Raw genomic sequence first — 16,930 nt, 5'->3', positions numbered from 1 at the left:
CAGAGTTACCAGTTGGACTGCCGAACGGCGACATGAATTCCTGCTGTCCGGGTGCGGGCGGGACGGGAGTTCCAAGGAAAGGACGCCTACGTGCGTAAGGTTTTTCAGGAAGAGCTCACCCAGGTTGGTGACCAGCTGGTGGAGATTTCCCGGCTGGTCAGCGAGGCGATGGACAAGGCCACCACCTCGTTCCAGGTGGCGGACGTGGATCTTGCCCAGGATGTGATCGCTGCGGATGCCCGCATCGACTTCCTGCAGAACAGCCTGGACGAACGGGCTATCGATATCCTGGCGCTGCAGGGACCCGTTGCCAGTGACCTGCGGATGATCGTGGGGTCCTTGCGGATGAGCGCCTCGCTGGAGCGCATGGGCGACCTTGCCCGGCACATCGCCCAGCTGGCCCGCCTCCGTTTCCCCTCAGTCGTCATTCCGGAAGCCATGACGGCAACGTTCAAGAGCATGGCTGACCTGGACCAGGAGATCGCGGACAAGCTCACGGTTCTCCTGGAGACCCGCGACCTTGAGGTGGCCCGGGACATCCTGAAGGCGAACACCGCCATCAACGATCTGCACCTGAGCGTCTTCAAGGCAATCGCGGCGCCGGAATGGGCGGAGACACCCGCTACCACCGTGGACGTTGCACTGGCCAGCCGGTATTTCGAGCGCTTCGCGGACCACGGCGTCTCCGTGGCGCAGAAGGTCACCTACCTGGTGACCGGCGCCTGGCAGCCGAACGCCACGGAACACAGCTAACCACCGGGGAGTTTTTGTCCAGATACGCCGACTTCCGGGGCCCGGAGGCCTGCATATCTGGACAAAAACTCTTGCGGGAACCAACGACGGCGGGCTGGTCACTTTTTGGTGACCAGCCCGCCGTCGTACGTTCTACTTTATTTTTTGCCCTGGTTGGCTACGGCGAGGATGGCCTCTTCCGCAGCTTCGGGGTCGAGGTAGGTGCCGCCCCGCTTGATGGGTTGGAAATCCTCGTCCAGGTCGTAGACCAGCGGAATGCCGGTGGGGATGTTCAGGCCCGCGATGGCTTCGTCGCTGATGCCGTCCAGATGCTTGACCAGTGCGCGCAGGGAGTTGCCGTGGGCGGTGACCAGGACGGTCTTGCCGGCCTTCAGGTCTTCCTTGATGTCCGATTCCCAGTACGGCAGCAGGCGGACCAGGACGTCCTTGAGGCATTCGGTGCGCGGGAGGGCGTCGCCGAGGTCCGCGTAGCGGGGGTCGTGAGCCTGGGAGAACTCGGAGTTGTCGTCCAGGGGCGGCGGCGGGGTGTCGTACGAACGGCGCCATTCCATGAACTGCTCTTCGCCGTATTCGGCGAGGGTCTGGGCCTTGTCCTTGCCCTGCAGTGCGCCGTAGTGGCGTTCGTTCAGGCGCCAGTCGCGCTTGACCGGGATCCAGCCGCGGTCAGCCTTGTCCAGGGCGATGTTGGCTGTGTTGATGGCCCGCTTCAACAGGGAGGTGTACAGGATGTCCGGGAGAACATCGTTCTCAACCAGGAGCTCCCCGCCCCGTGCTGCTTCCGTGCGGCCCTGGTCGTTGAGGTCTACGTCCACCCAGCCGGTGAACAGGTTCTTGGCGTTCCATTCGCTGTGGCCGTGGCGCAGCAGAATCAGCTTGTAAGTCATGATTTTCATCCTAGCCGAGCGCCGCTGCCGCCCGCCCAGCGTTACAGCCGGTGCTCCGCCAGCGTCACGAAGCACCCGGTACAGGCTGTAAGGGCCGCAGCGATATGGTGGGGCGGTGGTGCAAAAAGCTGAACGGGTGGCCGCCCCGCAGATAACCGGCCGGAACCCGGCCGGGAGGCAGGGCAGGCCGGTGGGCAACGTCACGAGGGGCACCACCAACCCCAACCGCATGCGCCGGCTGGACCGCTGGCTGACCGGTCCGCAGGCCTGGCGCCTCCGCTCCGCCGCGAACCCTTTGGTGGTGGACCTGGGCTACGGCGCCACCCCCGCCACCGCCGTCGAACTTTTTGAGCGGCTCTCTGTTGTGCGGCCGGACGTCCAGGTGCGCGGGATCGAAATCGAGCCGGAACGGGTCCGTGCCGCCCTGCCGCTGCAGCGGCCCGGGCTGAGCTTCCATGTGGGCGGTTTCGAACTTCCGGTTCCCGGGCGGCCGGTGCTGGTGCGGGCCTTCAATGTGCTGCGGCAGTACGAGGAAGCGGATGTGCCCGGCATTTGGCGGCTGGTGCAGGACCGGCTGTCCGCTAACGGCCTGTTGATCGACGGCACCTGCGACGAGATCGGCCGTCGCGTGACGTGGGTGGCGCTGGACGCCGAGCGGCCGCTCTCACTCAGCATCTCCGTCCGGTTCGGCAGTTTTTCCTTGCCCTCCGATGTTGCCGAGCGGCTGCCCAAGGCGCTGATCCACCGCAATGTCCCCGGCGAACCGGTGCACGCGCTCATGCAGGCCATGGACCGGGCGTGGCTGGAATCTGCCCCGCAGGCATCATTCGGAAACCGGCAGCGGTGGCAGTCCATGTGCCGCCTTTTGCGTGACGCCGGGTGGCCGGTTCAGGACGGGCCGGCACGGTGGCGGCTGGGTGAGCTGACGGTGGACTGGGAGGCAGTGGCCCCGCGCGGCTAGATCAACCGCGGGAGTCCCCGCGCGGCTAGATCAACCGCGGGAGTCCCCGCGCGGCTAGATCAACCGCGGGAGTCCAGGGGGCCGGCGGGGATTACCAGGGCCCGTAGGGGCCGGTGTTGCGGCTGCCGCCGCGGCCGGCATCCTTCACGGCCGGCCGCACGTCGGCGAGGTAAACGGATGCTGCAACCACGGCCGCGAGCCCGAACAGTCCCAGCGTGCCGAAAAAGCCGCCGCCGCTGCCGAACATTGAGATCACGCCTACGAGGGCGGCGCCGCCGGTGAGGGCAAGCCAGAAAGTCTTGGTCCTCTTCCCGGTGGCTTCGAACGCGTTTGCGCGGTGGCGGGCGCAGTCCACCACGGCCCACAGTTCAAGTCCGAGTGCCACCAGGGCAAGAACAAAGAAGATTGCCTGTTCTACAGGCCGAATAATAGATTCACCGTCCACAAGCCCAGCCTAGCCGTCCAGCGCGTCCAGCGCTTGCTTCAGGTCGGCCCAGAGGTCCTCGACATTTTCGATGCCGACGCTGAGGCGGACCAGGTTTTCGGGGACACTGGCCGGTTCGGCGGTGTGCCGGCGTCGGCGTTCGATGAGGGATTCCACCCCGCCCAGTGATGTCGCCGGGAGCCATAGTTCCAGCGCCCGCACCAGGGCGTCCGCGGCGTCGGCTCCGCTGAGCCCTGCCACTGGTGCCACCTGGATGCAGATGATGGAGCCGAAGCCCTTCATCTGCGTCTTCGCCCGTTCGTGTCCGGGATCGGCGGGAAGGCCGGGGAACCGGAGGGATTCGATCAGCGGATGGGCCGCCAGCCGCCCGGCCAGCACCTGGGCAGAGGCCTGGGACCGTTCAATCCTTAAAGCGAGCGTGCGCAGGCCGCGCAGCGCCAGCCAGGCTTCGAACGGGCCGGCGATCCCGCCGTGGATGATCCGGTGATGCAGCAGTGCGGAGCGGATATCGGGGTTGGACGTCACCAGGGCGCCGAGGACGACGTCGGAATGGCCGGCCAGGTACTTGGTCACCGAATGCAGGACGACGTCGGACCCCAGCAGCAGGGGCTGCTGGACCAAGGGAGTGGAAAAGGTGTTGTCCGTCACCACGATGGCGCCGGCAGCGTGCGCCGCTTCAGCCAGGGCCGGGATATCGGCAATGCCCAGCATGGGGTTGGTGGGGCTTTCCAGCCAGAGCATGGCAGCGGGGCGGGCGGCGGGACCGTGGGGCGAGAGTACTTCCTTAACGGCATCCGTGTCCGCAATATCCACGGTCCGCAGTTCGATGAACCCCTTCCGGGCAAGCTCAGCGGCCATCACCAGGGAACCCGAATAGCTGTGTGTCGGCATCACAAGCACTCCTCCGGCCGGGATCAGGGAGAGCGCCGAACTGACGGCGGCCAGTCCGGACGCGTAGAGGAGGCCGGGCAGTTGGGAGCCTTCGAGCTGTCCAAGGGCCTCCTCGAAGGGATCCCACGTGGGATTGGAGTACCGGCCGTAGCCGCGGTCCCCGTCAGCAAGCGGCCCGCTGCCAAAGTATGTGGAGGACAGGACGATGGGCGGGTTGACCGGCTGGTCCCGGTCCCTCGGAGGGCGCCCGGCGGCGACCACTACCGTCTCAGCTGCCAGGGACGCCGCGCGCTGTTCGGAAAGGCTCATGGAGAAAAGCGTACTGTTCGCTGCCGGAAGCCTTGGAAGCCGCGGCCTGCATTGCCCACATGGCCCTGCGGCGAACTGCGATTGAGGGTGCTGATCGGTAGGCTTGTGCAGTGAGCAAACAACGGGCGGGTCTTTTCATCGCGTTTGAGGGCGGGGACGGCGCCGGCAAGTCCACCCAGGCGGCCCGGCTTGCGGAAGCCCTCGAATCGCGCGGACTGACAGTCCTGCGCACGCGGGAGCCCGGCGGAACCCCCATTGGCGAAAAACTGCGGTCCCTGGTCCTGGACCATGGCCAGGGGCACATCGACGCCCACACTGAGGCCCTGATCTTTGCCGCCTCCAGGGCGGCGCATGCAACCCAGGTCATCCGACCGGCCCTTGAGCGCGGCGAGGTGGTTCTGACGGACCGTTATATCGACTCATCGGTCGCCTACCAGGGCGCCGGACGGAACCTCGGCAAGGATGCCGTGCGCTCCATCAATGCCTGGGCCACCTCCGGGCTGGAACCCCACCTCACCGTGCTGCTGGACGTTGACCCGGAAGTGGGCCGCCGCCGCAGGACCGCCGGCGACGCCGCCGAAGACCGGCTGGAATCCGAAGCAGACGAATTTCATGTCCGGATACGGGACGCTTTCCTGGAGCTCGCCGCCAGCCGTGCCGGTTCATATCTTGTGCTCCCCGCACATCTTCCCGTTGATGACCTGGCCGCGCAGATCCTCCGGCGCGTGGATGCCCTGCTGGCCGCCGCGGAGGTGGGCAGCGCATGACTGTCTGGGACGACCTGCAGGGCCAGGCCGCCGTCGTCGAACAACTGCGCCAGGCGGCGAGCGGCGAAAACCTCACGCACGCCTGGCTCTTTACCGGCCCGCCGGGTTCGGGCCGGTCGAACGCGGCCAAGGCGTTCGCGGCGGCGCTGAACTGCGACCAGGAGGATGTCACCCGTCGCGGCTGCGGGCAGTGCCACGCCTGCCTGACGATCCTGGGCGAAACCCATTCGGACGTGACGTTTGTCCGGACCGAGAAAGTCACGATCACCATCGACGAGGCGCGTGATCTGGTGGCCACCGCCGGGAACCGCCCCTCCGCAGGCCGCTGGCGGATCATCGTCGTCGAAGACGCGGACCGGATGGCGGAGCGGACCACCAACGTGCTTCTCAAGGCCATCGAGGAGCCCACCCCGCGGACGGTATGGATGCTGTGCGCGCCGTCCCCGGCCGATGTGCTGGTGACCATCCGCTCGCGCTGCCGCAGCGTGGCTTTGCGGCTGCCGCCCGCCGCTGACGTGGCTGCCCTGCTGGTGACGCGCGACGGCGTGGAGCCGGCTTTGGCCGAACGTGCGGCACGGGCGGCGCAGAGCCATGTGGGTATTGCCCGGCGGCTTGCCCGGGATCCCGCAGCCCGGGAGCGCCGGCTGGAGACGGTGAGGTTTCCGCTGGGACTGCGCGGGGTCACTGCCGCAGTGATGATGGCTGAGAAGCTCGTGAAGATCGCCACCGCCGAGGCCACCAGTTCCAACGAGGAACGCGACGCCGCAGAGAAAGCCGCGCTGCTGGCCACGCTTGGCGCCCCGGAATCGGGTACGCTCCCGCCGGCCATGCGGAGCCAGGTGAAACAGCTTGAAGAAGACCAGAAGCGCCGTGCCAAGCGTTCCATCACCGACTCGCTGGACCGTACCCTCACAGACCTGCTGTCCTTTTACCGGGATGTGATGATTATCCAGCTCGGGAATGCTGTGGAGCTCGTCAACGTTGAGTTGAGGGGTGAATTGGAGGAGTTCGCGAGCCGCTCCACTCCAGAAACCACGCTTGCCCGGATGGATGCGATCAACAAAGCCCGCGAACGCATCACCACCACCAACGTTGCCCCGCTGTTGACTATTGAGTCCATGGCAGCCAGCCTGATCTAGCCCCCTTCCAAGGAGACCCGATGACTGCCCGCCCCCTGCCCGCACGCCCCGCATCCTGGGCGCTTGCAGTTCGTGCCGCCGGGGCCATGGCCCTTGCCATGGTTCTGGCCAGCTGCAGCCTCCTGAACGGCGGTGACCGCAACCAGGAGGCAGCCACGGCGAAGGCTGATCCCTCGATTGTGGCGTCGGCTCCGGCCGGGCTGGAGGAGTTCTACTCTCAGGAAGTGGTGTGGGAGCCGTGCGAAAACGACTTCCAGTGTGCCAAGGTCAAAGTGCCCCTGGACTACGGGAAACCCGGCGGCGAGACCATTGAGCTGTCGGCATTGCGGGCGCCCAGCACGGGCAGCAAGACAGGCAGCCTGCTCGTCAACCCCGGCGGCCCGGGGGCGTCCGGGTACGACTTCGTCAAGGACGCCTCAGGAACACACTTCTCCCAGGCGGTGCGCAACGCGTACGACCTCGTGGGCTTCGACCCCCGGGGCGTGAAGCGCTCCGCTCCGGTGACCTGCCTGACGGACGCTGAACGGGACGCTGCCCGCGCCAAGATCTACGACCTGGACACGGATGCCGGCCTGCAGGAGGTGCTGGCGGACAACAAGGCCATCGCCGCCAAGTGCTCCGAGCAGACAGGTGCCGTGCTCGCCCACATCGATACTGTGAGTTCCGCGAAGGACCTGGACGTCCTCCGCGCGGTGGTCAACGATGCGAAGCTGAACTACCTGGGGTACTCCTACGGCACCTTCCTCGGGTCCACCTACGCTTCACTCTTCCCGGACAACGTGGGCCGCATGGTGCTCGACGGTGCCCTGGATCCGTCCATTAGCAACGAGGAGTTGACCCGGGGACAGGCGCGGGCCTTTGAAAAGTCCATCCGGGCGTATGTTGAGAGCTGCCTGAACCAGGACGGGTGCCCGTTGAACGGAAATGCCGACTCCGGCGTGCAGCAGATCCGCGACCTCATCAACGCTGTCCAGCAGACGCCCCGCACCGCCAAGGACGGCCGGGTGGTTAACGCCACCATGTTCGTCAGCGGCCTGATCACCCCGCTGTACAACGACCAGAGCTGGCCGGCCCTCACGCAGGCCCTAGAGGCAGCCATGTCCGGGGACGTGAGCCTGATGCTGCGGCTCGCGGACCTGGGTGCCGACCGCGCCTCCAACGGCACGTACACCTCCAACTCAACTTTTGCGTTCAACGCCATCAACTGCCTGGACTACCCCATGGAGGCCGATGCGGCAGCCATGCGGGCCGAACAGCAGCAGCTGATGCAGGACTCCCCCACTTTCGGGTACTTCTTCGCCTACGGCGGCACCAACTGCGCCGACTGGCCGTACAAGAACCTCCGCACCCCGGCACCTGTGGAGTACACCGGTGACGCCCCCATCGTGGTGATCGGCACGACGGGTGACCCCGCCACGCCGGTGGAGTGGGCAGCTTCGCTCCGCAAGCAGCTGGGCAACGCCTCGCTGCTGACCTGGAAGGGCGAAGGCCACACGGCGTACGGCCGGTCCAACAGCTGCATCGAGGATCCTGTTGACCGTTACCTCGTGAGCGGTCAGGTTCCAGCCGACAACACGGTGTGCTGAAGGCCTCAGCCCTTTGGCCCCGGCCATTTTGACCCGGGCGCGGGGACTCTATTACAGTTGACTCTTGCATGAAGGGCCCGGTTCATCCGGACAGTTTGTGCGGTGCTTCCTTAGCTCAGTCGGTAGAGCGTTTCACTCGTAATGAAAAGGTCATCAGTTCGATTCTGATAGGAAGCTCGGGATAAACCCCGGACAGCCCCCATTTTTAGGGGTTTCCGGGGTTTTTCGCTGGTTAAGCAGGTGGTGCTGCCTGAGGGGCGGGCCCACTTATGGCACACTTTGATTTCCTTCCAAATACTTCTGGCTCTTAGAGTTGCGATTCTAGCCATCGGCATAGCCATCGGCGCGTTAAAGAACCCATCGACAAACGGTCTGCCCGAGCTTAATCTGTCCTCGCAGGAACCCGACAATGAAGACGGAGGTGCCCAAAATGGGCGCACAGGAGGATGTGGCACTGGTACGGCGCGGCTACGAAGCATACAGCGCCGGAGACATGGACACACTCAAGGGACTGTTCACCGAGAACGCTGTGTGGCGGGTCGGCGGCAGCGGTGCCCTGTCCGGGGTGAAGCAGGGAAGGGACGAAATCCTCGCCTATTTCGGGGAGCTTGGTTCGCGCTCCAACGGCACCGTCAAGGTCAATGTGGAGGACGTGGCCGCAGGTGACAGATATGTGATCGGAGTCCAATCCAACCATGCAGAGCGCGACGGCAAATCCCTGGACCAGCGAGCCGTCCTCGTATTTACCCTTGCCGACGGGAAGGTGACGGAAGTCCTCGAACTGGCGGAAGATACGGAAAAGGCATCCGCCTTCTGGTCCTGACCGCCGCCGCTTCTTGAAAGGCGTACCCCAGTAAGGGTGCGCCTTTCGTGTCACTCGGATGTGCCCGGCATGAACTTCTTGATCAACTCTTGAAGACTTTCGTGTGCCCTTTTTGCACCCCATCCCCCATCATTGCCTCACAGTGCCGGCCAGTCCCGGCCGGGCTCGGGTAGGGAGAATCCCACCCGTAATGAGGATGGAGCCGAAATGGTGGCGTTCCGGGTAGAACTCGGTCAGGACGGGAAACCGTCGTGGTGGCTGTACGGAGCCAACGACGAACTCCTGGCCTGGGCCGGCCGGTATTACGTTTCTCTGGCCTTTGCCCGCGACGAAGCGGCCGCATTCCAGTCAGCAGCGCGGCGGGCCGAGTATCAGATCTACCCTCACCCAGCCGGGGGCTGGGGCTGGAGGGCGGTGCAGCCCGTGAACTACTACATGGCCCATTCCGTCGGACCCTTCACCAAGCAGGCAGAAGCGCGCCGCGCAGCGAGAAACGTCAAGACCATGGCACATCGGGCCTCAGGTCTGTAGCAACGCCCGCACGTAGGAAGGGTCGGACGTCCGTGTGCAACTAAAGAAACCGGATGCTGCGGGGTTGCGTCCGGGGTTCCACGCCCTTCAGTCCTAGGCTTTCGGCATGCACCCCTTAATGGCGATTGCCCTGGTGTTCCTCGCCGCCACTGCGTGGATGGTTACCGTCCTGACCATGCTGATCGTTCTGGTCAAAGCCCGGCGCCGGCCGTCAGCCGAAGTCAGCCGCGAAGTCCCGGGTGCAGAGGTCCAAAGCTCCGATGAGCGGGCAGAGTAGAGATGGTCAGTGCCCCTTGGCGACCGCGTAGCCTAGGGGCACCGACTATTTGGGGGTAGCAATGTTTAGTCTCAGTCCCGCGTTCAGCTTTCTCGGCATCCTGTCGGCAGCACTCAGCATCGTCCTGGCCGCTCTTGCGGTGTACGCCCTGGTGTTGGTCATCGTCTTCCTACGGCTGCGGATCGCGGAGCTCAAGCGGACCGCCCCGCCAAAGAGCAGTCCACTGAACTGATTGCGGCGGCCAGGGCTGCGCCTTACCGCAATGCCGCGCGCAGCCGCTCGGAGAGGTCTTCAAGGGATTCGCGCCATTCGGGTTCGTCGGCGTCGTCCCACAGCTCGGCCAGCTCGGACTCCTCGCCCGCTACCCGGCCAACAGCCTCCAGCGCGAGCTCCACGTCCTCGGCGGTGATCTCACGGCCGTGGGCGGTAACCCAGTAGGCGACGTTCTCCGGCAGGTCCCCTGACGGGTGGCCCTGGCAGAAGGATCTCGTGCACCCTTAACTCAGTCGGCCGCCCTGAAGGCTCCAGGCTGTCATAGACGGCGGCCTGGAATCGCACGCTGCCATTGCCGGGTGTTGCTTTTCCTTGGTTCAAGATACCGCTGAGCGAACCTGGCAAAGAGTCTGGGTAGCGGACGTAAGCCCTGAACTGACCCTGTTCATCGAGGCGCTGCCGGGTCTTTTGCACGTTCCGGATCTGGAACATTGCCAGCAGCCAGTACACCAGCGTGTTGAAGAAGGCGCTCACGAACGCATCGACCAGGCCGCGGGCTGAAAACAGCAGCCCTACGGTTATGATCACAAACGTGAGGACGTAGCCGAACGCAAGCACCAGGTAGGGGTGCCGTCTGACCCACTTCTTCATGGCCAGAGTCTAAAGCGGACCATCAGGCCAGGGGTATGAAAGCAGACACGAACCATCACGGAGCGTGCGCAACTGACAGCAAATCACCAACCTGGCAATCGAGGACCTCACAGACCGCGGTCAGTGTCGAAAACCGGATGGCTTTCGCCCTGTCGTTCTTGAGGACAGACAGATTTACGAGGCTGACTCCCACGCGCTTGCTCAGCTCGGTCAGGGTCATTCCGCGGTCCGCCAGCAACTCGTCCAGGTGGCAGTGGATGTTCGACGGCTCCTCCGCCGGCATTAGACCAGCCCCTCCGTGTCTTTCTGCAGCCGGCGGCCGTACTCGAAGACCGCCGCAACCAGGAGCAGGGCGATGCCCAGCATCAACGGGCCGGTGTTGAATTCGGCCGAGAAAATCTGGGACTCCCTCGGTACCCGGGCGTTCGCGCCGATCATTTCGGCCAGCCTGCTGCGGCCTACACCGTCGAGAACCTGTCCGGCCATCCCAGTCACGGCCAGGACAACTCCGGCTGCCCCCACCAGATGGGCAGACCTTGCAGTGAACAGGATCCTGCCCCGAAGCCGGTAGGCAAGCAGGAACACCAGCGCCAGGACCGCCAGAATCCCGACCTGATTCAGGACGCCCGCCCAGGCCAGGCTTGCAGCCGGGCCGGACGGCAGGACCGGAATGGTTGCTTCCACTGACGTGAAATGGCCGGTGGCCTCCAAGGACAGGCCGGTGGCCCGCTGGTGTGCCGTGGACACCGGCAGGACCAACGTCGCCGGCCCGGCAAACAGTGCGACGGTACCGGATACAGCCGCGACAGTTGTAAGCACCGCTGCAAGGGCTGACGCGACCATCAGGAAGATTGCATCGGCTCTCGATACAACCTTCTTGTGGCCGGTTTCGGCTGACCCGCGTGTGAGTTCCATCGTTCCCCCAATATCGACTTTCGTTAATAACGACAATCGATAACCTACGGGTCCGTCGGCTGCCAGTCAAATGAGAAACCCAAAGAACCGCAGCTTTTTGTGCTGAGCATCAGGCCGCAGGTCCCCCGTAGAATCGGCCCATGAAGACGGGTTGGGGGATAACCAAGCTGCAGGGCAGCACTAATCACCACTAACTTCCGCCGGCCCGCGTGATCCAGGCAATGGCACCCGCTGCAGCAAGAACTTCCCAAACGAGCCACCCGGCGTTGGGCAGATATCCCCATGGCTGCTCGGCACGGGAAGGGCTCAGAATGGGAAAGGTGTCTGCCTTGGACGCCCGGATAGTAAATCCGTGAAAAATGACTGGGGAACTTCATGAAACTCGCGATGCACAAAACAGCTACTGCCGGAGCCATCTTCGCTTTGAGCGCCAGCGCAATTCTGGCGGGTGCACCCGCTGCCGGCGCATCAGGCACAGGAACCGCGTGCCCGACAGCACGGGTGTGCTTCTACTTCAACTCCGACTTCCAGGGCGCACGGGCCGACTACGCCAACAGCGACGCCACCATGGGCAACGAGCTCTTCACAGACGGCCCCGCCGGACGGAACGGATGGGGCGTCCAGGTCAACAACAACGCAGCATCCCTGATCAACAACACGTTCGCGTACATCACGATCTACGACAGCCCCGGCTGCGTCGGCTACGCCTGGTACATCCAACCGGGGGAACGTCTCAACCTGGGCGAGATGAAAAACAGGGTCAGCTCAATCGACGTAGCTTACAACGGCGGGGCATGCCTCGACCGGGACCAGTCCTGGGCCTAGCCCCACACTGCCCGCCGGGGTAACGCCGCGGCCGCCGGGCGCCATATCGAAAAAAATGGCATGGCGGTCAGCCAGTTCATGTAAGAGTTGGCCATATCAACAAGTGAAGGCCGGCACCCTTGTGGGCGTCGGCCTTCCTCTGTCGCAAACACGCGCGAGTTAGTCATCTTAGGGAACGGCAGGGACGCGCGGGCGCCCTTATTAGTAGTCGATTGCCTTCCGGTCCATTGACTTGAGGGCGGCGAGCCGTGCTTCCACTTCGGTCTGTTCGCCGAGGTCTTCCAGGGAGGCGAACTGGGCTTCCAGGGATGAGGCGGCGAGTTCCTGTTGGCCCCGCACGGTGGCTTCCTGGCGGCGGATGTTCTCCTCGTACCGGCCGATCGCCGAGGTCGGGTCTCCGGTGTCCAGGGACTTGAGGGCGTCGTGGACCTGGGACTGGGCTGCGGCGACACGGGAGCGGTTGACCAGCTCGTTGCGCTTGGCAGTCAATTCGTGCAGCTTGCCCTTCATCTGGTCCAGGCCCTGCTTGAGCTTGTCGACGACCTGGTTCTGCGCGGCCAGGTCCGGTTCCTGGGCCTTCGCGGTGGATTCGGCGGTCATCTGCCGCTGAAGCGCGAGCCTTGCGAGGGCGTCGAACTTGTCGGCGTCCACACTGTTCCCGGCGGCCCGGAACTCATCGGCCTTGCGGGAGGCGGCGATGGCCTTGCTGCCCCAGGTATTGGCGTCGTTCACGGCGCGGGCGTGGTCGTCCTCGGCCATCCGCAGGTTGCCGATGGTCTGCGCGACGGCGGACTCTGCTTCACGGATGTTGTCCGAGTAGTCCCGGACCATCTGGTTCAACATCTTCTGCGGGTCTTCCGCGGAGTCCAGGAGGGCGTTCAGGTTGGCCTTTGCCAGCTGGGCGACGCGGGCGAAAATACTCTGCTTCACGGGGTCATTCTATCGAGGGTGGAATTCGCATCCCCTATCCCGCTGCCGGCGCGCACCAGCGACTCAATGAAAACAGATCTGCCCCTTTGGTGAGCTAAGGATGGGGGTGTCCTGCACCGCGTCCGGAGCGTTACAAGCAGGCGGAAGATCATGAACCGGTAACGGCGGTATCGCCGCAATTACGGGTCCGTAACCCTTGGCCAAAGGGAGGAGTGCCGGCGTCGTCGCACACCTACACTTAGCCATGAGCACGACCGCAGCGTTGATCCTGATTTTCTGTGTTGCTACCGCCTGGATCGGTTTGACGGTATTCGTGCTCTTGCGGTTGCGCCGCCGCCGGCGGGGGTCATCGCTGGTAGCTTCCGCTCCACCAGCAGCCGGACCCGCCAGCAACCTCTCCTACAGGCTCTGGCACGACGTTGGCGCTGTAACGGGCAAGATCCCGACACACCGGCACAGGCTAAGACTCAGGAAGGTCCGCGGCTGAGGGATGTGGGAACGCAACGACGGCAGCCAGATCCGGCACGACAAGTAATGCACCCCCGCAAGAGTCGAGTACTTCCTACGCATGAATAGCGTGGGCAGCACTCCTAATCTTGTTGATACGGCGGAGCCCACCCGGGCGTTGCCGCACTCCGGGTTTTGCCCGGTGAACCTGGCCCAGCCGATGAAGACGGTACTGGCGCACAGTACCGATCCCCCAGGACTTCCGATGCCGCTATCCCCAGATCCAGCCGATCGGCGAGAGCTTTTGGATCCGCCTCCCCGGCAGCTGCCGGCCCGCATGGCACAGCCAGCCGCACGTGAGGACGCCCTCCGGCAAGCGCCGGGCAGGCCCGTCCTGATGCTCCGGCCGGCTCCCGTCAAGGTCGGTTCCACCTTGGGGCAGGCCGTTGCCTACACCGTGACGCATGTGCTGGTGGAGTGGGAGAACGACGGCGGCCACGACGCCCGGTGGCTGGCTAGCTGGCTGGTGCGCCGGCTGTAACAGCATTGCGATCAGCATGATGCGCCCGCCGGAGTGTGGCATGCAGCATACCGGATTCCCGACGTAGGCTGAACAGGCGACGGAGAGGAGCCAGACATGGCCGGGGCGGCATTGGAGAAAACAGGGTTGGCCGGAACGGATGTGGCCGAGGTGATGGCTGAGCTCGCTGACCTTGAAGACCCACGTGCACGCGAGGTGAACGAAAAGCACGGCGACGATCACGGCGTGAACCTGGGCAAGCTCCGCGCCGTGGCGAAGCGGCTCAAGACGCAACACGAACTCTCCGCTGCGCTCTGGGCGACCGGCGATACGGCCGCGCGGCTGCTGGCGCTCCTGGTCTGCCGGCCCAAGTCGTTCGGGCGGGACGAGCTGGACGGCATGATGCGCGAGGCCCGCACACCCAAGGTGAACGACTGGCTGGTGAACTACGTGGTGAAGAAAACCCCGCACGCAGAAGAACTCCGCACCGCGTGGTTGGCTGACCCCGATCCGGTCGTTGCCAGCGGAGGTTGGGCGCTGACCAGCGAGCGCGTGGCGAAGCAGCCCGAAGGCCTCGACCTCCCGGGACTGCTGGACGTCGTCGAAGCCGACATGAAGGACGCGCCGGAACGGCTGCAGTGGGCGATGAACACCTGCCTGGCCACCATCGGTATCCGGCACGCCGAGCACCGCAGCAGGGCGGTCAGCATCGGCGAACGCCTTGAGGTGCTGAAGGACTACCCCACTCCCCCGGGCTGCACGTCTCCCTTTGCACCCGCCTGGATTGCCGAAATGGTGCGGCGGCAGCAGGCCACCTAGGAAAGCGGCCCCGAACAAGGCCCAGTCGCGGCCTACTTGGTCATCCCACCACCCGGTAATGCGGGCCCCTAAGATGGCCTGCATGGATGACCAGGCCCTGGCAGAGATCGCCAACGAGCTCTACGCCAAGCCCCTCGACGACTTCATCGCCGCCCGTGCAGCCGCCGCGAAGGAAGCCTCCGGATCGGACAAGGAGCTCGGGGCGGCTGTGCGCGGGCTCCCCAAGCCGTCCGCTGCCGCCTGGGCTGTGAACATGCTGGCCCTCCACCAACCGGACGTCCTCGCCGGGCTGACCGAGCTCGGCGGCCGGATGCGTGAGGCACAAGCCTCGCTGGATGCCACTGCACTGCGTGAGCTGGGACGTGAGCGGCGCACTGTGCTGGCCTCCGCCGTCGACACCGCCCGCTCTGTAGCGCAGGAACAGGGCCGGTCCATCAGCGACGCTATGGCCACCGACGTCGAGGAGACCCTGCGTGCCCTGACCGCCGATGAGGGGGCCGCGGCCGCGGTCCAAAGCGGCCGCCTGCTCAAGACACTCTCGGCGGACGGCGTGAACGCGGTGGACCTCGACGGCCTGGTGGCCGTCCCTGCCGCCCTTCCGGCACCGCCCCGGACAGCTCCCGCTCCGGCTGTGACGGTACAGGACAGGCCGCGGAAGGAGAGTACGGCGGCGGCGGGCAGCTCCCGCCCGAAGCCGGACAAGCCGCGGCTTGAGGCAGTCCGGCAAACACCGCGGCCAAAGTCACCGCCCGCGCTGGAGAAAGCAAAAGCCGCCCTGGCCGAAGCGGAGGCCGCGCAGGCAGAGACGGCGCAGCTGGCCCGGGACCTGCAGGAGCAGGCCGACGAGGCACGCACCGAAATGGCAGGGCTCCTCCAGGAAACAGCCGAACTCCGGGCACGCCTCAAGGCGGCCGAGGACCGGCTGGAGCAGTTGCGCAGAAGCCTCGCCGCCACTGCCGCCGAGGCAAAGCAGGCGGTGCGGGCTGCCGACAAGGCGGAGCGGACAGCCATGCTGGCCCAGGAGCGGGTCCTCCGGCTGGGCAGCACGGACACGCCGTCCTGATTCCAAGGAATGTCAGACCCCGGTTGCACACTGGATTTATGGAAAACCAACTTGTACAGGAATTTCACGTCACCTACTTCGACGCCGACTGCGGCCGTGCCCGGGCTGAAGTCTTTGACACCCTGGCAGAGGCAGAACGATTCGCCAGCCGGTACTGCCACGGCGAGGACAGCTGGGCGGTTGTGGACGCTGTCCCGGTCCAGCAGGTCCGCATCGCCGCCTAATCTGCGGCAGCGCCCAGGGAAGCCCTGGGTTCCTGGCAGCCGGTTAACGCAAGCAACCCGCGCTGCCGGGGCAAAGATCCCTGGCAGCGCGGGTTGCAGGTTCCGCTGGTATTAGGCGAAGTCGGAAACTGCCGGGTCCGGCCCGATCCGGCCTTCACCCTTGGCGGTGCGGTCCAGTCCGTTGATCGCCTCTACGTCGTCTGCAGACAGCGAGACCTCCAGCGCCGCGTAGTTTTCGCGGATACGGGACTCGGTGACGGACTTCGGAATCACCACGTTGCCGATGGCAAGGTGCCAGGCGATAACAACCTGGGCAGGCGTGGCTCCGTGCTTGGCAGCGATGGCGGCCACCGTTGCGTCCTCCAGGAGTTCGCCGCCCTGGCCGAGCGGGGACCAGGCCTGGGTCAGGATCCCTTTTGAGGCGCCGAATTCGCGCAGCTCGCGCTGGCTGAAGTACGGGTGCAGTTCAATCTGGTGGATGGCCGGAACCACACCGGTTTCGTCGATCAGCCGCTGCAGGCCCTCAACGGTGAAGTTTGAAACACCGATGGACTTGACCCGGCCCCGCTTCTGGAGCTCGATCAGCGCCTTCCAGGTGTCCACGTACTTGTCCTGCTTGGGCTGCATCCAGTGGATCAGGTACAGGTCCAGGGTCTCGAGGCCCAGCCGGTCCATGGACTCCTCGAACGCAGCGAGGGTGGATTCGTAGCCCTGGTCAGCGTTCCAGAGCTTGGTGGTGATAAAGATTTGTTCCGGTGACAGGCCGGAGCTGGCGATGGCCCGGCCAACGCCGGCCTCGTTGCCGTAGATCTTGGCAGTATCGATGTGGCGGAAGCCCGCTTCGAAGGCCTGGCGGACAACCTTTTCCGCCACTCCGTCCTCAACCTGCCATACGCCATAGCCGAGCTGGGGAATCTGGTTACCGTCGTTGAAAGTCAGTGTGGGTGAAAGAGTCAT

Annotated in this window: 23 protein-coding genes and 1 tRNA gene; 15 read left to right on the top strand and 9 right to left on the bottom strand. The window is 65.0% G+C overall.

All coding sequences use genetic code 11. The annotated features are described in order from the left end of the window. Nucleotides 1–90 precede the first annotated feature (90 nt). Nucleotides 91–753, top strand: coding sequence for a phosphate signaling complex protein PhoU (phoU, locus tag AC3A4Z_RS16985; protein ID WP_493972296.1), 663 nt, complete (start codon nucleotides 91–93; stop codon nucleotides 751–753). Nucleotides 754–890: 137 nt separating this feature from the next. Here phoU and AC3A4Z_RS16980 read toward each other — a convergent pair whose 3' ends face one another. Next, nucleotides 891–1,637 carry a phosphoglyceromutase gene (locus AC3A4Z_RS16980; RefSeq protein ID WP_285314410.1) on the bottom strand — a complete coding sequence of 249 codons (747 nt, stop codon included), beginning with the start codon at nucleotides 1,635–1,637 and terminating at the stop codon, nucleotides 891–893. 115 nt (nucleotides 1,638–1,752) lie between these two features. Between AC3A4Z_RS16980 and AC3A4Z_RS16975 the strand changes: the two genes are divergently transcribed. Beyond that, complete coding sequence (locus AC3A4Z_RS16975) at nucleotides 1,753–2,598, top strand: class I SAM-dependent methyltransferase (RefSeq protein ID WP_498712817.1); 846 nt, start codon at nucleotides 1,753–1,755, stop codon at nucleotides 2,596–2,598. Between the two features lie 91 nt (nucleotides 2,599–2,689). On the opposite strand, the gene AC3A4Z_RS16970 is transcribed toward AC3A4Z_RS16975, so the two are convergent. Both AC3A4Z_RS16970 and AC3A4Z_RS16965 read right to left on the bottom strand, forming a co-directional pair. Further along, nucleotides 2,690–3,043, bottom strand: coding sequence for a DUF2516 family protein (locus tag AC3A4Z_RS16970; protein ID WP_493972294.1), 354 nt, complete (start codon nucleotides 3,041–3,043; stop codon nucleotides 2,690–2,692). Nucleotides 3,044–3,052: 9 nt separating this feature from the next. After that, nucleotides 3,053–4,243 (bottom strand): trans-sulfuration enzyme family protein, encoded by a 1,191-nt coding sequence (locus tag AC3A4Z_RS16965; protein ID WP_498712816.1) that lies wholly within the window; start codon nucleotides 4,241–4,243, stop codon nucleotides 3,053–3,055. A gap of 110 nt (nucleotides 4,244–4,353) precedes the next feature. On the opposite strand from AC3A4Z_RS16965, the gene tmk reads away from it, so the two are divergent. The 8 genes from tmk (at nucleotide 4,354) to AC3A4Z_RS16925 (ending at nucleotide 9,598) form a co-directional block, all read left to right on the top strand. After that, the gene (gene tmk, locus AC3A4Z_RS16960) at nucleotides 4,354–5,010 is read left to right on the top strand and encodes a dTMP kinase (RefSeq protein WP_498712815.1); all 657 of its coding nucleotides are present in this window, start codon (nucleotides 4,354–4,356) and stop codon (nucleotides 5,008–5,010) included. Beyond that, nucleotides 5,007–6,149, top strand: a complete 1,143-nt coding sequence (locus AC3A4Z_RS16955; RefSeq protein WP_498712814.1) for a DNA polymerase III subunit delta' — start codon at nucleotides 5,007–5,009, stop codon at nucleotides 6,147–6,149. Before tmk ends, AC3A4Z_RS16955 begins: the two co-directional genes overlap by 4 nt. 20 nt (nucleotides 6,150–6,169) lie before the next feature. Beyond that, on the top strand, nucleotides 6,170–7,735 hold the full coding sequence (locus AC3A4Z_RS16950; RefSeq protein ID WP_498712813.1) for an alpha/beta hydrolase: 1,566 nt from the start codon (nucleotides 6,170–6,172) through the stop codon (nucleotides 7,733–7,735). Nucleotides 7,736–7,839: 104 nt separating this feature from the next. Beyond that, nucleotides 7,840–7,912 (top strand) — tRNA-Thr (locus AC3A4Z_RS16945). A 253-nt stretch (nucleotides 7,913–8,165) separates the two neighbouring features. Beyond that, nucleotides 8,166–8,558, top strand: a complete 393-nt coding sequence (locus AC3A4Z_RS16940) for a nuclear transport factor 2 family protein (RefSeq protein ID WP_498712812.1) — start codon at nucleotides 8,166–8,168, stop codon at nucleotides 8,556–8,558. Nucleotides 8,559–8,765: 207 nt separating this feature from the next. Continuing rightward, nucleotides 8,766–9,089, top strand: coding sequence for a hypothetical protein (locus AC3A4Z_RS16935; RefSeq protein ID WP_498712811.1), 324 nt, complete (start codon nucleotides 8,766–8,768; stop codon nucleotides 9,087–9,089). Between the two features lie 106 nt (nucleotides 9,090–9,195). Then, a complete protein-coding gene (locus tag AC3A4Z_RS16930; protein WP_498712810.1) occupies nucleotides 9,196–9,366 on the top strand; it encodes a hypothetical protein in 171 nt (56 codons plus the stop codon). 61 nt (nucleotides 9,367–9,427) lie between these two features. Next, nucleotides 9,428–9,598 carry a hypothetical protein gene (locus AC3A4Z_RS16925; RefSeq protein WP_498712809.1) on the top strand — a complete coding sequence of 57 codons (171 nt, stop codon included), beginning with the start codon at nucleotides 9,428–9,430 and terminating at the stop codon, nucleotides 9,596–9,598. Nucleotides 9,599–9,620: 22 nt separating this feature from the next. Here AC3A4Z_RS16925 and AC3A4Z_RS16920 read toward each other — a convergent pair whose 3' ends face one another. The 4 genes from AC3A4Z_RS16920 to AC3A4Z_RS16905 are packed head-to-tail and all read right to left on the bottom strand — an operon-like array spanning nucleotide 9,621 to nucleotide 11,145. After that, a complete protein-coding gene (locus tag AC3A4Z_RS16920; protein ID WP_498712833.1) occupies nucleotides 9,621–9,776 on the bottom strand; it encodes a DUF4259 domain-containing protein in 156 nt (51 codons plus the stop codon). Between the two features lies 1 nt (nucleotide 9,777). Next, nucleotides 9,778–10,230, bottom strand: coding sequence for a hypothetical protein (locus AC3A4Z_RS16915; protein ID WP_498712808.1), 453 nt, complete (start codon nucleotides 10,228–10,230; stop codon nucleotides 9,778–9,780). A 55-nt stretch (nucleotides 10,231–10,285) separates the two neighbouring features. After that, nucleotides 10,286–10,513 carry a helix-turn-helix domain-containing protein gene (locus AC3A4Z_RS16910; RefSeq protein ID WP_493972288.1) on the bottom strand — a complete coding sequence of 76 codons (228 nt, stop codon included), beginning with the start codon at nucleotides 10,511–10,513 and terminating at the stop codon, nucleotides 10,286–10,288. After that, nucleotides 10,513–11,145, bottom strand: coding sequence for a hypothetical protein (locus AC3A4Z_RS16905; RefSeq protein ID WP_498712807.1), 633 nt, complete (start codon nucleotides 11,143–11,145; stop codon nucleotides 10,513–10,515). Before AC3A4Z_RS16905 ends, AC3A4Z_RS16910 begins: the two co-directional genes overlap by 1 nt. 375 nt (nucleotides 11,146–11,520) lie before the next feature. On the opposite strand from AC3A4Z_RS16905, the gene AC3A4Z_RS16900 reads away from it, so the two are divergent. Continuing rightward, nucleotides 11,521–11,970 carry a peptidase inhibitor family I36 protein gene (locus AC3A4Z_RS16900; RefSeq protein ID WP_498712806.1) on the top strand — a complete coding sequence of 150 codons (450 nt, stop codon included), beginning with the start codon at nucleotides 11,521–11,523 and terminating at the stop codon, nucleotides 11,968–11,970. A gap of 201 nt (nucleotides 11,971–12,171) precedes the next feature. Here the strand turns inward: AC3A4Z_RS16900 and AC3A4Z_RS16895 are convergent, their stop codons facing one another. Then, on the bottom strand, nucleotides 12,172–12,900 hold the full coding sequence (locus AC3A4Z_RS16895) for a PspA/IM30 family protein (RefSeq protein WP_498712805.1): 729 nt from the start codon (nucleotides 12,898–12,900) through the stop codon (nucleotides 12,172–12,174). A gap of 784 nt (nucleotides 12,901–13,684) precedes the next feature. Here AC3A4Z_RS16895 and AC3A4Z_RS16890 point away from each other — a divergent pair. The 4 genes from AC3A4Z_RS16890 to AC3A4Z_RS16875 all read left to right on the top strand — a co-directional run bounded on the left by AC3A4Z_RS16890 (nucleotide 13,685) and on the right by AC3A4Z_RS16875 (nucleotide 15,973). Next, nucleotides 13,685–13,888 (top strand): hypothetical protein, encoded by a 204-nt coding sequence (locus AC3A4Z_RS16890; protein ID WP_493972284.1) that lies wholly within the window; start codon nucleotides 13,685–13,687, stop codon nucleotides 13,886–13,888. Nucleotides 13,889–13,984: 96 nt separating this feature from the next. Continuing rightward, entirely contained in the window at nucleotides 13,985–14,686 is a 702-nt protein-coding gene (locus AC3A4Z_RS16885) for a DNA alkylation repair protein (protein WP_498712804.1), read from the top strand. 82 nt (nucleotides 14,687–14,768) lie between these two features. After that, the gene (locus AC3A4Z_RS16880) at nucleotides 14,769–15,749 is read left to right on the top strand and encodes a hypothetical protein (RefSeq protein WP_498712803.1); all 981 of its coding nucleotides are present in this window, start codon (nucleotides 14,769–14,771) and stop codon (nucleotides 15,747–15,749) included. A gap of 38 nt (nucleotides 15,750–15,787) precedes the next feature. Then, nucleotides 15,788–15,973: a hypothetical protein gene (locus AC3A4Z_RS16875; protein WP_493972281.1), complete on the top strand. Its 186-nt coding sequence runs from the start codon at nucleotides 15,788–15,790 to the stop codon at nucleotides 15,971–15,973. 111 nt (nucleotides 15,974–16,084) lie between these two features. Here the strand turns inward: AC3A4Z_RS16875 and AC3A4Z_RS16870 are convergent, their stop codons facing one another. After that, nucleotides 16,085–16,930 (bottom strand): aldo/keto reductase, encoded by an 846-nt coding sequence (locus tag AC3A4Z_RS16870; RefSeq protein ID WP_493972280.1) that lies wholly within the window; start codon nucleotides 16,928–16,930, stop codon nucleotides 16,085–16,087.

It is taken from the genome of Arthrobacter sp. Soil_C_49 (genome assembly GCF_057656635.1).
Note: the sequence above shows the minus strand (reverse complement) of the source record. Positions and strands in the feature narration are given on the sequence as shown.

Coding starts and splice junctions, on each gene's coding strand:
- AC3A4Z_RS16980 (WP_285314410.1), bottom strand. CDS start 1,637: ATGACTTACAAGCTGATTCTGCTGCGCCACGGCCACAGCGAATGGAAC.
- AC3A4Z_RS16965 (WP_498712816.1), bottom strand. CDS start 4,243: ATGAGCCTTTCCGAACAGCGCGCGGCGTCCCTGGCAGCTGAGACGGTA.
- AC3A4Z_RS16955 (WP_498712814.1), top strand. CDS start 5,007: ATGACTGTCTGGGACGACCTGCAGGGCCAGGCCGCCGTCGTCGAACAA.
- AC3A4Z_RS16950 (WP_498712813.1), top strand. CDS start 6,170: ATGACTGCCCGCCCCCTGCCCGCACGCCCCGCATCCTGGGCGCTTGCA.
- AC3A4Z_RS16940 (WP_498712812.1), top strand. CDS start 8,166: ATGGGCGCACAGGAGGATGTGGCACTGGTACGGCGCGGCTACGAAGCA.
- AC3A4Z_RS16935 (WP_498712811.1), top strand. CDS start 8,766: ATGGTGGCGTTCCGGGTAGAACTCGGTCAGGACGGGAAACCGTCGTGG.
- AC3A4Z_RS16930 (WP_498712810.1), top strand. CDS start 9,196: ATGCACCCCTTAATGGCGATTGCCCTGGTGTTCCTCGCCGCCACTGCG.
- AC3A4Z_RS16925 (WP_498712809.1), top strand. CDS start 9,428: ATGTTTAGTCTCAGTCCCGCGTTCAGCTTTCTCGGCATCCTGTCGGCA.
- AC3A4Z_RS16915 (WP_498712808.1), bottom strand. CDS start 10,230: ATGAAGAAGTGGGTCAGACGGCACCCCTACCTGGTGCTTGCGTTCGGC.
- AC3A4Z_RS16910 (WP_493972288.1), bottom strand. CDS start 10,513: ATGCCGGCGGAGGAGCCGTCGAACATCCACTGCCACCTGGACGAGTTG.
- AC3A4Z_RS16905 (WP_498712807.1), bottom strand. CDS start 11,145: ATGGAACTCACACGCGGGTCAGCCGAAACCGGCCACAAGAAGGTTGTA.
- AC3A4Z_RS16900 (WP_498712806.1), top strand. CDS start 11,521: ATGAAACTCGCGATGCACAAAACAGCTACTGCCGGAGCCATCTTCGCT.
- AC3A4Z_RS16890 (WP_493972284.1), top strand. CDS start 13,685: ATGGCACAGCCAGCCGCACGTGAGGACGCCCTCCGGCAAGCGCCGGGC.
- AC3A4Z_RS16885 (WP_498712804.1), top strand. CDS start 13,985: ATGGCCGGGGCGGCATTGGAGAAAACAGGGTTGGCCGGAACGGATGTG.
- AC3A4Z_RS16880 (WP_498712803.1), top strand. CDS start 14,769: ATGGATGACCAGGCCCTGGCAGAGATCGCCAACGAGCTCTACGCCAAG.
- AC3A4Z_RS16875 (WP_493972281.1), top strand. CDS start 15,788: ATGGAAAACCAACTTGTACAGGAATTTCACGTCACCTACTTCGACGCC.
- AC3A4Z_RS16870 (WP_493972280.1), bottom strand. CDS start 16,930: ATGACTCTTTCACCCACACTGACTTTCAACGACGGTAACCAGATTCCC.